We start from the raw sequence: 14,133 nt of genomic DNA on the forward strand, positions 1-14,133 counted from the left end.
CGATGACGGGGCCCGTCCTGGCACCATGGCGTGCCGATACCGCCACGAAGGCGTGGCCGACCGTTCACGCAGGCGTCAAGAAAAGAAAGACCCGCGCACGGCTCCGATCTTCCCAGCGGACCCGCAGCTGGCGTGCGAGGCGCGCGGCGGACGAGCGCATGCGAGGCGAGGATTCCGCCGGATCTGCTAAAAATATCGACTTATGAACGGTTTCAGAACCCGATTTCGCCGTGGCGCGTTTTGCACCACCTAAAATCCCAGGTAGACCGCGTGGAGCTTCTTTTATCCTCGCAAAAGATCGTTCACAAGTCGAAATTTTCAGCAGAATCGTTCGATTCGCCCGAATTTCGTCCTCGGGGAGGGATCCCTGAAGGGTCGAGCAGGGGGCAAGCGCCATCTCACCGCCCGCACGTGAAAGCGCGGCGATCGCCAGCATGCGGCGGCGCGCAAAAAAGCGCCCCCGGGGGAACCCGGGGGCGCTCACGTACATACTGGATGCGAGCCCTACTTCGCCGGGTAGAAACCGCTCGGCTCCTCGCCCAGGTTGATCATGATGTTCTTCGTCTGCGTGTAGTGCTCGAGCATCACCTTGTGCGTCTCGCGGCCGATGCCCGACTCCTTGTAGCCGCCGAACGGCGCGCCGGACGGGATCTGGTTGTAGGTGTTCACCCACATGCGGCCCGTCTGGATGCCTTCGGCCACGCGGAAGGCGCGGTTGATGTCGCGCGTCCACACGGCGCCGCCCAGGCCGTACACCGAGTCGTTCGCCATGTCGATGACTTCCTGCTCGTCCTTGAACTTGATGACGACGGCCACGGGCCCGAAGATCTCCTCCTGCGCCACGCGGCACGAGTTGTTCGGCACCTCGAGCAGCGTCGGCTTCATGAACGCGCCCTTCGCGAGGTCGCCCTCGGTGTTGCGCTCGCCGCCGCAGAGGACCTTGCCGCCCTCCTGCTTCGCGATCTCCACGTACTCGAGGATCTTGTTGAGCTGGTTCTCGTCGATCTGGCTGCCCATCTGGGTGTCGTCCTCCCAGGGCATGCCCACCTTCACCTTGCTGAAGGCCTCGCAGGCGTCCTTCACGAACTTGTCGTAGATGTCCTCCTGCACGAAGATGCGGCTGCCGGCGCAGCACACCTGGCCCTGGTTGAACAGGATGCCCAGCTGGATGCCGTCCATGACCATGTCCCACTTGGCGTCGTCGAAGACGATGTTCGCCGACTTGCCGCCCAGCTCCAGCGTGGCCGGGATGAGGCGCTCGGCCGCCGCGCGGGCCACGTCGCGGCCCACTTCGGTGGAGCCGGTGAACGCGAGCTTGCTGATCTTCGGGTTGTCGAGGATGTACTGGCCCGACTTCGAGCCGCGGCCCGTGACGACGTTGAACACGCCGGCCGGGATGATGTCCTGCGTCAGCTTCGCCAGCTCGAGCACCGTGAGCGACGTGGTGGACGAGGGCTTGAACACCGTGCAGTCGCCGGCGGCCAGCACGGGGGCCAGCTTCCAGGCGGCCATGAGGAACGGGAAGTTCCACGGCACGATCTGGCCGACGACGCCGATGGGCTCGTGCAGCACGATGGACAGCAGGTTGCCGGGCAGCTTGTCGGCCTCGCCCGTGTCGGCCAGCAGCACGCCGGCGAAGTAGCGGAAATGGTCCACGGACAGCGCCACGTCGATGGCGCGCGTCTCGCGAATGGGCTTGCCGTTGTCGAGCGACTCGAGGAGCGCGAACTTCTCGGCGTTCTCCTCGATGAGGTCGGCCACCTTGTTCAAGATGATGGCGCGCTCGGCCTTCGTCGTCTTGCCCCAGGTTTTGAACGCCTCCCACGCGGCGTCGACCGCGCGGTCGACATCTTCCTTCGTGGCGTCGGCGATGGTTGAAAGCTGCTCACCGTTGGCGGGGCAGTACACGTCGAGCGTACCGCCGTCCGACGCGTCGACCCACTGGCCGTCGATGTAGAGCTGGTAGGATTTCTGAGCAGGGTTGTTCATGGGCGCTTCCTTTCGCACGAGAGTCGCTGCCCGGCCTTCAAGGCCGTTGCGGCCACGATACACCCCCGCGTCCCGCGTCCCCGCCCCCGTTGCCGAACGTTTACACGAGCGGTACCGTTTTCTCGATTGATGCCACACAGGTAACAATAAAGGAACGTTTATGTGCAGCATCTGCGCAAACGCCCCCTCCCGTCCCTGCAATGGCGAAGGGCCCCGGCGGTTGCCGGAGCCCTTCGCTTGATAAGGGAAAACGGTGCAGGTGGTTTCGGAAGAGCTTACAGGGCGGTGCCGGCGATCCAGTCGGCGTACTCCACGTGGCCGTCGTGCTTGTCCACGCCGCGCGCGATGGTGATGCGCTGGACGGTGGGAGCGCCTTCCTCAAGCCACATGGCGCGGCAGTCGCGGTACAGGCGCTCGGTCGGGCCGTACGGCGAATCCTCGAAGTAGCCGTCGCCGCCGAAGATCTCGAGCATCTCGTCGGACACCATCTTCACGGTGTCGATGGAGAACAGCTTGCACATGGCGGCCTTCTCGTCGACGAACTCGTTGTGCGGGTCCACGTCGTACTCGTCGGCGAAGTCCATGATCATGCAGCGCAGCGCGTGGATGTTCGTGGCCATGTTCGCCAGCTTCATCTTGATGGCCTGGCGCTGGATGATCGGCTTGCCGAAGGTCACGCGGTCGCGGGCACGGGCGATGGACATCTCGAGCATGCGCTGGGACATGCCCAGGTTGGAGTCGGCGATGTGCACGCGGGAGATGGCGAGCGAGTGCATGGCCACTTCCATGCCCTGGCCCTCCTCGCCCAGCAGGTACTTCGGGTCGAGCACGACGTTGGTCATCTTGAAACCCGCATGGCCCGCGCCGCGGCAGCCCATCATGTGCGGCATGGGGACGAGCTCGAAGCCCGGCGTGTCCATGGGCACGAAGAAGGCGGACAGGCGCTCGTCGCCCTTCTTGTCAGGGTCGGTCACCGCGATGACGTAGGCGTACTGCGAGCAGTCGGTGTGGGAGATGAGCCACTTCTCGCCGTTGAGCACGTAGTTGCCGTTCTCGTCCTTGAGCGCGGTGGTGTGCAGGTCGGCGCCGGTGCCGCCCGTCTGCTCGGTCAGCGCGAAGTTCGTGAAGATGGTCTTGTCCTGGAACTTGTCCATGAACTCGGCCTTGAGCTCCGGCTTGCCGTAGTCGTCGAGGATGCGCCAGTTCAGGTCGGCCGCGTAGTGCAGGTGCATGCGCATGCCGCCCGGGCCGCGGGAGAACTCCTCCTGCACCTGCAGGATCTCCTTCTCGGACAGGCCCCATCCGCCGTACTCCTCGGGCAGCGCGTAGCGGTACAGGTTGTTCTCGATGGCCAGGTCGTAGAATTCCTGCGGGAACTTGTTGGTGACCTCGACCTCCTTCTGCATCTCCTCGAACGGGCCTTCGGCGAGCGCGCGCACGGTCTTGAGGTACTCGCGGAACTCCTCGGGGGTTAGCTTGCTCATACATCCTCCTTCAACGTAGTGCCAGACGGCGGGTTTCGGGTTGCTTCGTCTCCGGTATTGGTGAGTGGCAACCGCGTTGATCACAGTTTGCACCCTAAACGATTATTTTGTCCAATAGGTAATCATTGATGAATCATGTGCCAAAGATAGGTTTTGGCTATGATTCGCCGCCGATTTCCGCTTTTCCCCGGGTGGAGCGCTCCGGATTCCCGTTTCGACGTTCTATATTTTACCTGATCATAAGCGTTTCATACCACCATCATACGAACGTCCTTGTCCGGTTGTCCCCCTTCATCGATAGAAGAAACCTATGGATTAACCTATGAATCACTGAAAAGAACCTATTGGACATTGACGTGATTCTGGGTGCAAACTGTACGAAGCAACCGTTAGAACGAGACAAGTGCGGCAGCACGGCCCCCGCCAACCCGGGGGCGAACGGGGACGAACCGCACGCATGCGGGGTAAGACACTGGACAGAAAAGGAGCGTTGACTATGGATTTCAGCCTGACCGTCGATCAGGAACTGCTGGTCGAGAGCATCCAGGAATTCGCTGACCGGTACTTCGACGAGGAGACCGTCAGCGCCATGTACGAGAACCACGGCATTCCCGACGAGATCGGCGAGGCGTACCGCGACGCGGGGTTCGCCTTCATGGGACTGCCCGAGGAGTGCGGCGGCATCCCCTGCGACAAGCTCACGCTGGGCCTCATGACCGAGACGCTGTACCACGCCACCGGCTGCATGACCCCGTTCATGACCGCCATGCTGGCCACGGCCGACGTCGCGGAGTTCGGCACGCCCGAGCAGGTGTCGCTCGTCGTCGACCAATATAACAAGTCGGGCAAGCCCATCGCCTCGCTGGCGCTGTCGGAGCCGGGCGCCGGCTCGGACAACAAGGCCATGAGCACGTACACGAAGCGCCAGGCCGACGGCACGTACATCATGAACGGCCAGAAGACCTGGGTCACGAACGGCGGCAACACCCCCTACATGCTCGTGGTGTCCAAGGACGAGCATCCGGCCCACGCCAACGAGAGCATGTCGCTGTGGCTCATCCCCACCGACACCCCGGGCCTGTCCACCGCCCCGCTCGAGAAGATCGGCCAGCAGATCATCCCGTTCGTCGACGTGTTCTTCGACGAGGTCGTGCTCACCGAGGACATGCGCCTCGGCAAGGAGGGCGAGGGCTTCCTGCTGCTCATGAAGAACTTCGAGATCGAGCGCTGCCTCGTGGTGGCCCAGTCGCTCGGGCTCGCCCAGGCGTGCATTGACGACGCGGCCGCCTACGCCAACGAGCGCTACGCCTTCGGCAAGCCCATCGGCTGGAACCCCATGATCCAGGACATGCTGGCCGAGATGGAGACCATCCTCGAGAACTCCCGCAACATGCTGTACAAGACGCTGTGGCAGCTCGACCAGGGAGAATCGGTGCGCACCGAGGCGGCGCTGCTCAAGCGCTACGCCACGGTGGGCTGCACGAAGGTGGCCGATATGGCGCTGGAGATCTTCGCCGCCCTCGGCTACACCACGGCCTCCCGCGTCGGCCGCATCTGGACCGACCTGCGCGGCAACCAGCTTGCCGGCGGCACCGTGGAGATCATGAGCTACATCGCCGGGCGCCAGATCCTCAAGCGCTACGCGAAGTAAGACGACCAGGCACGAACGAGAGCAATCGTACCCATCGAGCGAAAGGAACCCGAATGAACATTGCCGTAGCGGTGAAAGTGGTGCCCGACGACCAGGACATCGCCGTCGCATCCGACCGCACCCTCGACTACTCCAAAGCCCATCAGATCGTGAGCGAGTACGACCTCAACGCCATCGAGGCGGCCACGTTGCTGGCCGAGGAGGCGGGCGCCACGCTGTACGCCGTGAGCGCCAGCAACGCGAAGGCCGACGACCTCAAGGTGAAGAAGAGCATCCTGTCGCGCGGCCCCGCCGAGCTGCGCATGATCGCCGACGACGCGTTCGCCTTCGCGGACGCCCGCACCACGGCGCGCGCCCTCGCCTCGCTCGTGAGAGGCATCGGAGAGGTGGACCTCGTGGTGTGCGGCGACGGCTCGGCCGACATGTACGCCGGCCAGGTGGACGTGCAGCTGGCCGCCGAGCTGGACCTGCCGGTGATCAACGCCGTCTCGTCCATCAAGCTGGAAGACGGGGCCGTGGTGGTGGAGCGCACGCTGAGCGACGTGGTGGAGGAGATCGAGGTGCCGCTGCCCGCCGTGGTGGCCGTGACGCCCGAATGCGCGTTCCCCCGCATCGCGGGCATGCGCGAGATCCTCGCGGCCGGCAAGAAGCCCGCGACGGTGACCTCGGCCGCGGACGCGGGCGTGGACACGAGCCCCGCGGTGGAGACCGCCAGCATCACGGCGCCCGAGCTGGCCGAGCGCAAGCGCCAGGTGTTCGACATGAAAAACGACGGCGACTTCGACGCGTTCGCGTCGGCCGTGGCCGCGGCCGTCCGCGCGTAGTCGGTAGACGAGAGAGAGGCATCCATCATGAAAGCATTCGTTATCGCTGAATCGGCCGATGCGCAGAAGGAGCTCTGCGCCGGAGCCCGCACGCTCGCCGACGAGGTCCTGCTCGTCACCATCGGCACCGACCCCGCGACGGGCGTGGCCGACAAGGCCTTCGCCGTGGAGCTGCCGCAGGGCGAGCTCGTGGAGAACGCCTACGGCGCCGTGGCCGCGCTGTTCGACGAAACCGCGCCCGACGTGGTGCTGTTCGAGCCCACGCCGCGCCTCAAGATCGTGGGCGGGCGCCTCGCGGCCCACGCGAACACGAGCGTGATGAGCGACATCACCGCCCTCGACGGCGCCGAGGCCGAGAGCCTGTACTTCGGCGGCCTCGCCACGAAGAAGCAGCATGCCGTGGGGCCCGTGGCCTTCTACTCCTGCAATGGCGCCGCCTTCGACGGGGCCGAGGCGTCGGGCACCGACGTCGTGGAGGCGCGCGCGTTCGTCGCGCCGGAGAAGCCCCTCAAGCTGCGCGGCACGCACGAGGTGCCGCATGTGGGCGCCGACCTGGGCCGCGCGTCGGTCATCGTGGGCGCCGGGCGCGGCTTCGCGCACGAGGAGGACCTCGAGCTGGCGCGCAGCCTGGCCTCGGCCGTGCACGGCGAGATCGCCTGCTCCCGCCCGCTCGCCGAGAACGAGAAGTGGCTGCCCAAGAACCTCTACCTGGGCGTGTCGGGCCGCATGGTGTCGCCGAAGGTGTACTTCGCCGTCGGGATCTCCGGCCAGATGCAGCACATGATCGGCGTGCACAACGCCGACATCATCGTGGCCGTGAACAAGGACCAGAACGCGCCCGTGTTCGCCCAGGCCGACTTCGGCCTCGTGGGCGACCTGCACGAGGCGCTGCCGGCCCTCGTCGAGAAGCTGTCCTAGCGGACCGGGCTGAGGAAAGGTATCCCCATGTCCGATGATCAATTCGACGCGATCGTCGTCGGCGCCGGGTGCGCCGGCGCGGTCGCGGCCTACCGGCTGGCCTCCGCGGGCCTCGCCGTGCTCGTGGTGGAGCGCGGCAACTACGCCGGCGCGAAGAACATGACCGGCGGGCGCATCTACACGCATGCGCTCGCCCGCGTGTTCCCCGACTTCGAGGAGCGCGCTCCCCTGCAGCGGCGCATCACGCACGAGAAGATCTCGCTGGCCGCGCCCGATGCGCTGTTCACGATGGACTTCACGGCCGACGAGCTGCGCGAGTCGGGCAAGGACTCCTACGCGGTGCTGCGCGGGCCCTTCGACCAATGGCTCGCCGAGCAGGCCGAGGAGGCGGGCGCCGACTTCATCTACGGCATCGCCGTGGAGGACCTCATCGTGCGCGACGGCAAGGTATGCGGCGTCGTCGCCGGCGGCGATGAGGTGGAGGCGCGCGTCACCGTGCTGGCCGACGGCGTGAACTCGCTGCTCACCCAGAAGGCGGGCCTCGCCGACGGAACGCCCCTGCCCCACCAGATGGCCGTGGGCGTGAAGGAGACCATTGCGCTTCCGCCGTCGGTCATCGAGGACCGCTTCCTGTGCGCGCCCGGCGAGGGCGCGGCGTGGATGTTCGCCGGCGACTGCACGAAGGGCCGCGTGGGCGGCGGGTTCCTGTACACGAACGACGACTCGATCTCGCTCGGCCTCGTGGCCACGCTGTCCGACCTCGCGGCGGGCGACGTGCCCATCTACCAGATGCTCGAGGACTTCAAGCAGCGCGCCGACATCGCCCCGCTCGTCAAGGGCGGCGAGCTCGTGGAGTACTCGGGGCACCTCGTGCCCGAGGGCGGCCTCGCCATGGTGCCGCGCCTCTACGGCGACGGCGTGCTCGTGTGCGGCGACGCCGCGATGCTCTGCATGAACCTGGGCTACTCGGTGCGCGGCATGGACTTCGCCGTCAGCTCGGGCGACCTCGCGGCCGACGCCGTCATGCGCGCGCTCGAGGCCGACGACGTGTCGGCACCGCGTCTGGCCGCCTACGAGCAGCTGCTCGACGGCTGCTACGTGCTGCAGGACCTCAAGCGCTTCCGCCGCTTCCCGCACTACATGGAGGAGACGACGCGCATCTTCAACGAGTACCCGGCCATGGCCCGCGACGTCATGCTCAACCTGTTCAAGGTGGACGGGCATCCGCAGCAGCGCGTCAAGGACAAGCTGCTGGGCCCGCTCAAGCGCGTGGGCCTGTGGCAGCTGGCCCAGGACGGCAGAAAGGGGATGAAGGCCCTATGAGCGATCCCGTCATCAGCGTCAACGTCGACGCCAAGCTGGCGCTCAACAAGTACAACGTGGACGAGGGCCACGCGCACATCGAGCTCGTCGGCGACGCGGACCGCGCCGAGTTCCGCAAGCTCGTGCTGGCCTGCCCCGCCGCGCTGTACAAGTTCGACGAGGACGGCGGCCTGTCGTTCGACTACGCCGGGTGCCTCGAGTGCGGCACGTGCCGCATCCTGTGCGGCGCCACCATCCTCGAGCGCTGGGAGTACCCCCAGCCCACCATGGGCGTCGAGTACCGCTACGGATAGGCCCCTCCCGGCGCCCCGCTCCCTCGCGCGCACAAGGGAGCGGGGCGAAAACCCCTAGATCAGCCATTTTGTGTGGCAATCTCCTCGTCATTCACCCGTATAATGGAGGTGGTGTTCGATGCGGCGTGAGACCCCAGGGGGCGACCAATGAACCTTTCGCAGCTGTACTACTTCCGCAAGCTCGCAGACCTGCAGCACTACGCCAAGGCGGCCAAGGAGCTCTACATCACGCAGCCTTCGCTTTCGAACGCCATCAGCTCGCTCGAGCAGGAGCTGGGCGTGTCGCTGTTCCAGAAGACGGGCCGCAACATCCACCTCACGAAGTACGGCAGCGAGTTCCTCGTCTACGTGAACAAGGGCCTCGAGCAGATCGACAAGGGCATCGCCATCATGAAGAACTACGCCGGCACGAGCGACGGCGGCAAGATCGACCTCGGCTGCATCATCACCGTGCAGACCGACTTCATCCCCAAGCTCCTCAACGGCTACAAGGCCTCCACCGGCGGCGTCGCGTTCAGCGTGCGCGAGGACACCTCGCAGCCCCTCGTGAAGGACCTGTTGAGCGGCTGCTACGACGTGGTGTTCTGCGCGCGCGGCGACGACGACCCCGACCTCACGTACGTGCCCGTGCTCACCCAGAAGGTGGTCGTGGCCATGAGCGCCGACTGCCCGCTGGTCGACAAGGCGTTCATCACGCCGGCCGACCTGTACGAGCAGCACCTCATCACCTACGTCGACACCATCCCGCTGGGACGGGCCATCAGGCGGATGCTCGACGAGCGCGACATCAAGAACGTCGAGTACAGCTACCTCGACGAGTCCATCCTCGCCGGCTTCGCGGCCAACGGCGTGGAGGCGGCCATCATGCTGGACACCTTCCTGCTGCGCAGCGTCGACAACGTGGTGGTCAGGCCCTTCTACCTGAGCCCGCTCGAACGCCGCAGCTGCTACCACCGCGTGTACATGGCCTACAGCACGAAGAACTACCACCCGTACTGCGTGGACCACTTCATCCAGTACGTCGCCGACACGAAGGCGCTCGCCACCGACCCGAACGCCCGCTACATCGACTGATTCGATTTTCCCGGAGGATTGCCATGGCAGACACCGACAGCACCGCGTTGAGCCCCACGCGCACCCGCGCCACCTGGAAGCCCGGCGTGTTCGACGAGCCGATCCCCTTCTACGGCTGCGACGGGTGCGCGGCGGTGTTCGTGGGCGTCGACGGCGGCGAGGGCCCGCAGCTCACGGGCGGCGGGCGGCGCCCCACGATCGAGCTGCCCTACGCCCCCGCCCCCGACCCCGCCGCGTGCGACGGCTCCCTGGCGCGCCTCGCGGCCGCGGACGCCGCCTCCTGCGCCGACGCGATCGAGCTCTCCTACGACGTGGTGGGCGGGTTCGACCAGAACGCGCTGCGCGTGTCCTGGAAGGTGCGCGAGGACGGCTGCGAGCCGCGCTGGATCGCGCTCAAGACGTTCACGGGGATGCAGCTCAAGTACGTGCTGCCGGGCAAGCGGCCGCCGCTCGTGTTCGCGCTGGGCGACGAGGACGCCTACGCCTACTGCGACGAGGACCCCTGCGTCAGCTGCACGTTCCACTGCAAGCGCGGCTTCGAGCTGTACGCCTACGTCGAGCGCGTGGGGCTCGTCGCGCAAAGCGTGCACCGCGAGGCCGTCACGCGCTAGGAGGCGCGCCCTCGGGCCGCTCGGGACGGTAGCCGAGGTCGATCCCCGCACCTTCGGCGTCGAACCCCTTCACGAACTCGATGAACGACTGCACGGCCGCCGTCTTGGCGTGCTTCGCGCTGCTGGCCAGGTACACCCAGTAGAAGTCGGGGCGCACGCCCTCGAGGGGCACCGTCGTGATGTTCGAGAACACCTTGAGCCCGATGGAGTTCAGCATGAGCGCGCCCAGGCCGCCGTCCACCGACAGCGCCGAGGCCATGGTGATGTCGTCGTCGTAGAGCGCCTCGACGCCCTCGAGCGAGCTCCGGGCGAGCAGGCGCTGCACCTCCTCGCCGATGGGCGTCCCGCGGCGGTACGTGATGAGACGCTGGTCGCGCAGCTCGTCGAACGACACCGACGCGCGGTCGGCCAGCGGATGGTCCACGCGTACGCCCAGCTCCAGGCTGCGGTTCAGCACGGGGAAGTACTCGATGTCGGGCTCGTGGTCGCGCCGCCCGCAGAACGTCACGTCGAGCGTCTCGTTGTGCAGGCTCTGCGTGAGGTAGTTCGTGAAGGCCTGGTACGTCTCGATGCGCACCTCGTCGCCGAAGCGCTCGCGGTACGCCTTGAGCAGCGTCGGCAGGTAGTCGTCCTGCACGGTGAACGTCGCCCCCAGGTTGATGGTGCCGCCCAGCTGCTCCTTGCGCCGGTTCATCGCGTCGACGCCGTCGTCGAGGGAGCGCAGGCTGTCGCTCACGTAGCGGTAGAACTCGCTGCCGTTCGACGTCAGCCTGACGCTGCGGCCGTCGCGGCAGAACAGCGCAACGCCCAACTCCTTCTCCAGCGAGCTGATCGCGTCGGAGAGCGTGGGTTGGGCGATGTAGAGCTCTTTGGCCGCTCGCGTGTAGTGCTGCAGTTCGGCGAGCTTCTTGAAGTAGTAGAGCTGGGACAGGTTCATTGCGATGCTCCCCCACGATCTCGACCGGTTTGAAGAAGACGCTCGGCGGGGGCCCGCCGAAGCGGGCCCCCGACCGAAGTGCAGAGCTGATCTAGCAGAGTATACCCGTGTTTAGTCGGTCCACTGGCTGCGGAGCTTCTTCGCCTGGGCGAAGGAGTACAGGCCGAGCAGCAGCACCGCGACGATCATGACGAGGCCCACGACGAACACGGCGTTGAAGCCGAACGAGGAGCCGATCCAAGCCCAGATCATCGAACCGAACGCGGCGATGAAGTTGAACACGGTGGAGATGCGGGAGTAGATGATGGCGTTGTCGCGCAGGCCGAACACCTGCTTCACCACGATCGGCACGAGCACGACGGCCGTGGCGTAGAAGGCGCCGAAGATGAAGGAGCCCACGTACATCATGTACTCGGACGCGGAGCCGAGCCAGCACAGCAGCACGCCGCCCACGCCGGCCACGAACGCGAACCACAGCGCGCCCTTGGCGTTCTTGTCGGCCGCAGCGCCCAGCACGATCTTGAAGATGGCCTGGCCCACCATCATGACGGTGGCCATGAGGCCGCCCACGACAAGCACGTCGAACGTGGCGTCGGTGAGGGTCTTCGTGTAGGTGGGGAACTGCTGGGCGATGAGCACGGCCACGTTGATGATGCCGGCGAACAGGCACAGCGCGTAGAACACGGGCATCTTCATGGCCGGCTTGGCCGAGATGCCGGTCGGCTTGACGGCGCCGCCGTCAGCGGCGACCTTGGCGCCGTACGGGGACAGGCCCACGTCCTCGGGACGGTTGCGGATGCAGAACAGCGTGAAGGGAAGCGACGTGACGAGCGCGATGACGCCCCAGATCAGGTAGATCGTGTGGTAGTCCATGCCGCCGGAGCGCAGCGCGGTGAACAGCGCGGACCACAGCGCGCCGCCGATGCCGGTGAACGCCATGCACAGGCCGATGAAGAAGCCGGCGCGCTCGTGGAACCAGCGGTTGATGAGCTGCGGGATGGTCAGCCACAGGATGGAGATCTCGCCGAGGCCCAGCAGGACGGCGGCGATGTAGAACATGATGATGTCGTTCGAGAAGCTCATGAGGATGAACGCGCCGCCCACGAGACAGGCGGAGACGCTCAGGATGATGCGGATGTCCATCGTCTGGATGAGCTTGCCGGCGAACGGCGAGGCGACGGTCATCGTGAGGTACATGACCGTGACGTACAGGGCGAACGCCGTGGTGGGCACGCCCAGGCCCTCGGCGACGACCGGCTGGAACAGGCCCCACGTGGAAAAGCACAGGGCCGAGCACCCGAAGGTGATCATGATGCCCGTGAGAACGACGAGCATGTGGCGCACGCTCATCTTCTCTTTCTTAGCTGCGGTACTCAATTTGTCCTCCTAAATTTCTCCGTCGTCCCTCTCCGCGGGATTGAGCGCTCGCGAAGGGGAACGGCACCCCTGACACTATCTGCTTAGAGCAGGCTCTCTAGCAGTCATTATTCCGTGCTGTCCGACACACGAGAATGGTCATAACATCGGAACTGACCCAGAAATGAGCTGTACAATGGATAATATTGAACAATTGAGTAATAGTTTTGAGCACTTGCGCAGGACTATCCGCCTTGCTTGTACCAAAGCATGAAAAAGGGGCGCCCGCCGCATCGTGCGGCGGGCGCCCCGTTCGTCGCCTTCGAGCGCCGGGACCGGCGGTCTCAGTACTTCTCCATGATGAGCGGCGAGGCGATGTACACCATGATCTGGTCGGTGCCCTCCGCGATCTGGTTGCCGCGGCAGTCCTGCCACAGCTGGCTCACGCGCGCGCCCTCCGTATAGCCCATGCCGCCGAGGATCTGCATGGCGCCCGAGGCCACCTCGGTGGCGGCGTTGGGCACGTAGCGCTTCATGAGCGCGACGGACAGGCGCTCGTCGGGGCCGCCGTTGTCCACCGCCAGGGCCGCGCGGTACAGCATGGAGCGCATGTTGGAGATGTTCACCTCCATGTCCGTCAGCATCTGCTCGATCTGCTGGAAGCGGCCGATCTGCACGCCGAACGCCTTGCGGCTGCGCGCGTGGGCCACGGCGTCCTCCATGGCGGCGCGCGCCATGCCCAGCGACGAGGCGCACGTGGTCACGCGGCCGAACTCGAGCAGGCGGAACAGCTGGCGGAAGCCCTCCTGCCGCCCGTTGAGGCGGTAGGCCGGCGACAGCTCCACGTTGTCGAACACGAGGGTGGCGAACGGCAGCATCGACTGGCCGATCTTGTTGATGGGGTACGCGCTCACGCCCTTGAGGTCGCGCGGCAGCAGCCAGAACGTCATGGGCGGGTACTTCCCCGGCGCCTCCTTGTCGCGATCGATGGCCGCCACCATGATATAGGGTGCGTACTCGCCGTTGTTCACGTAGGTCTTGCGCCCGTTCAGGATGAGGTGCTCGTCGACGGTGCGCGTGTACGTCTGCATGTTCATGGCGTCCGAGCCGGCCTCCGGCTCCGAGATGGCCAGGGCGAACAGCAGGCGGCCCGTCTCGCGGTAGTCCTTCAGCACGTCGGCGAACTCGCCCGCGCCGGCGAACTGGCGCACGATGGAGAGGTTGAACAGGTCGTTCTGGAACGGCAGCGTGGCGCCGGCGCACCGCGACAGCTCCTCGATGATGAGCGCCTGCGAGCACAGGCTGAACGTGCCCTCGCCGTCCTCGAGATCCTCGAGGCCGAAGTACAGGTCGACGAACCCCTTCACCACCTCGTCGGGCAGGCCCTGGTCGCGGCGCCATTGGTGCACGTGCTCGGGCGTGAACGTTTCCTCGCCGAACGCGCGGAACGCCTCCACGAGCTTGCGCTGCTTATCGGTCAATTCGAAATCCACAGGGTGCCTTCTTTCCTTCAGAACGCCGCGGCGCCCGCGCTCTTCCCGCGGGCCCCCGCAACGCTGCAAGCAGGGATTACTTGTTACCAGTATACTGAGACTGCCCCGCCGCATCACCCCCAAATCTGCCGAATTAACCAAAAGGACGGACGAATTCGCCGATTGAGACCCCCTCTCCCC

Annotated in this window: 12 protein-coding genes; 7 read left to right on the plus strand and 5 right to left on the minus strand. The window is 65.8% G+C overall.

The genetic code is table 11. From position 1 onward, the window contains the following. Positions 1-504: 504 nt before the first annotated feature. Complete coding sequence (locus GS424_RS10415) at positions 505-1,989, minus strand: aldehyde dehydrogenase family protein (protein WP_160942269.1); 1,485 nt, start codon at positions 1,987-1,989, stop codon at positions 505-507. 275 nt (positions 1,990-2,264) lie between these two features. Beyond that, positions 2,265-3,473, minus strand: a complete 1,209-nt coding sequence (locus GS424_RS10420) for an acyl-CoA dehydrogenase family protein (RefSeq protein WP_154332199.1) — start codon at positions 3,471-3,473, stop codon at positions 2,265-2,267. Positions 3,474-3,969: 496 nt separating this feature from the next. Here GS424_RS10420 and GS424_RS10425 point away from each other — a divergent pair, with 496 nt between their 5' ends. The 7 genes from GS424_RS10425 (at position 3,970) to GS424_RS10455 (ending at position 10,167) form a co-directional block, all read left to right on the plus strand. Next, complete coding sequence (locus tag GS424_RS10425) at positions 3,970-5,124, plus strand: acyl-CoA dehydrogenase family protein (protein WP_160942268.1); 1,155 nt, start codon at positions 3,970-3,972, stop codon at positions 5,122-5,124. Positions 5,125-5,177: 53 nt separating this feature from the next. Then, positions 5,178-5,948, plus strand: a complete 771-nt coding sequence (locus GS424_RS10430) for an adenine nucleotide alpha hydrolase family protein (RefSeq protein WP_160942267.1) — start codon at positions 5,178-5,180, stop codon at positions 5,946-5,948. Between the two features lie 27 nt (positions 5,949-5,975). Then, complete coding sequence (locus tag GS424_RS10435) at positions 5,976-6,866, plus strand: electron transfer flavoprotein subunit alpha/FixB family protein (protein ID WP_160942266.1); 891 nt, start codon at positions 5,976-5,978, stop codon at positions 6,864-6,866. A gap of 27 nt (positions 6,867-6,893) precedes the next feature. After that, a complete protein-coding gene (locus GS424_RS10440) occupies positions 6,894-8,189 on the plus strand; it encodes an FAD-dependent oxidoreductase (RefSeq protein ID WP_160942265.1) in 1,296 nt (431 codons plus the stop codon). Next, entirely contained in the window at positions 8,186-8,482 is a 297-nt protein-coding gene (locus GS424_RS10445) for a ferredoxin family protein (RefSeq protein ID WP_154332204.1), read from the plus strand. Before GS424_RS10440 ends, GS424_RS10445 begins: the two co-directional genes overlap by 4 nt. 147 nt (positions 8,483-8,629) lie before the next feature. Next, positions 8,630-9,556, plus strand: coding sequence for a LysR family transcriptional regulator (locus GS424_RS10450; RefSeq protein WP_160942264.1), 927 nt, complete (start codon positions 8,630-8,632; stop codon positions 9,554-9,556). A gap of 23 nt (positions 9,557-9,579) precedes the next feature. Further along, entirely contained in the window at positions 9,580-10,167 is a 588-nt protein-coding gene (locus GS424_RS10455) for a hypothetical protein (RefSeq protein WP_160942263.1), read from the plus strand. On the opposite strand, the gene GS424_RS10460 is transcribed toward GS424_RS10455, so the two are convergent. From GS424_RS10460 to GS424_RS10470, 3 genes are all read right to left on the minus strand, one after another. Beyond that, positions 10,157-11,104 carry a LysR family transcriptional regulator gene (locus GS424_RS10460; RefSeq protein ID WP_160942262.1) on the minus strand — a complete coding sequence of 316 codons (948 nt, stop codon included), beginning with the start codon at positions 11,102-11,104 and terminating at the stop codon, positions 10,157-10,159. The genes GS424_RS10455 and GS424_RS10460 overlap by 11 nt on opposite strands. A 111-nt stretch (positions 11,105-11,215) precedes the next feature. Beyond that, positions 11,216-12,481 carry an MFS transporter gene (locus tag GS424_RS10465; RefSeq protein WP_235904753.1) on the minus strand — a complete coding sequence of 422 codons (1,266 nt, stop codon included), beginning with the start codon at positions 12,479-12,481 and terminating at the stop codon, positions 11,216-11,218. Between the two features lie 323 nt (positions 12,482-12,804). Then, positions 12,805-13,953, minus strand: a complete 1,149-nt coding sequence (locus tag GS424_RS10470; RefSeq protein ID WP_160942261.1) for an acyl-CoA dehydrogenase family protein — start codon at positions 13,951-13,953, stop codon at positions 12,805-12,807. Positions 13,954-14,133 lie beyond the last annotated feature (180 nt).

This window comes from Eggerthella guodeyinii (genome assembly GCF_009834925.2).
Lineage (GTDB): Bacteria > Actinomycetota > Coriobacteriia > Coriobacteriales > Eggerthellaceae > Eggerthella > Eggerthella guodeyinii.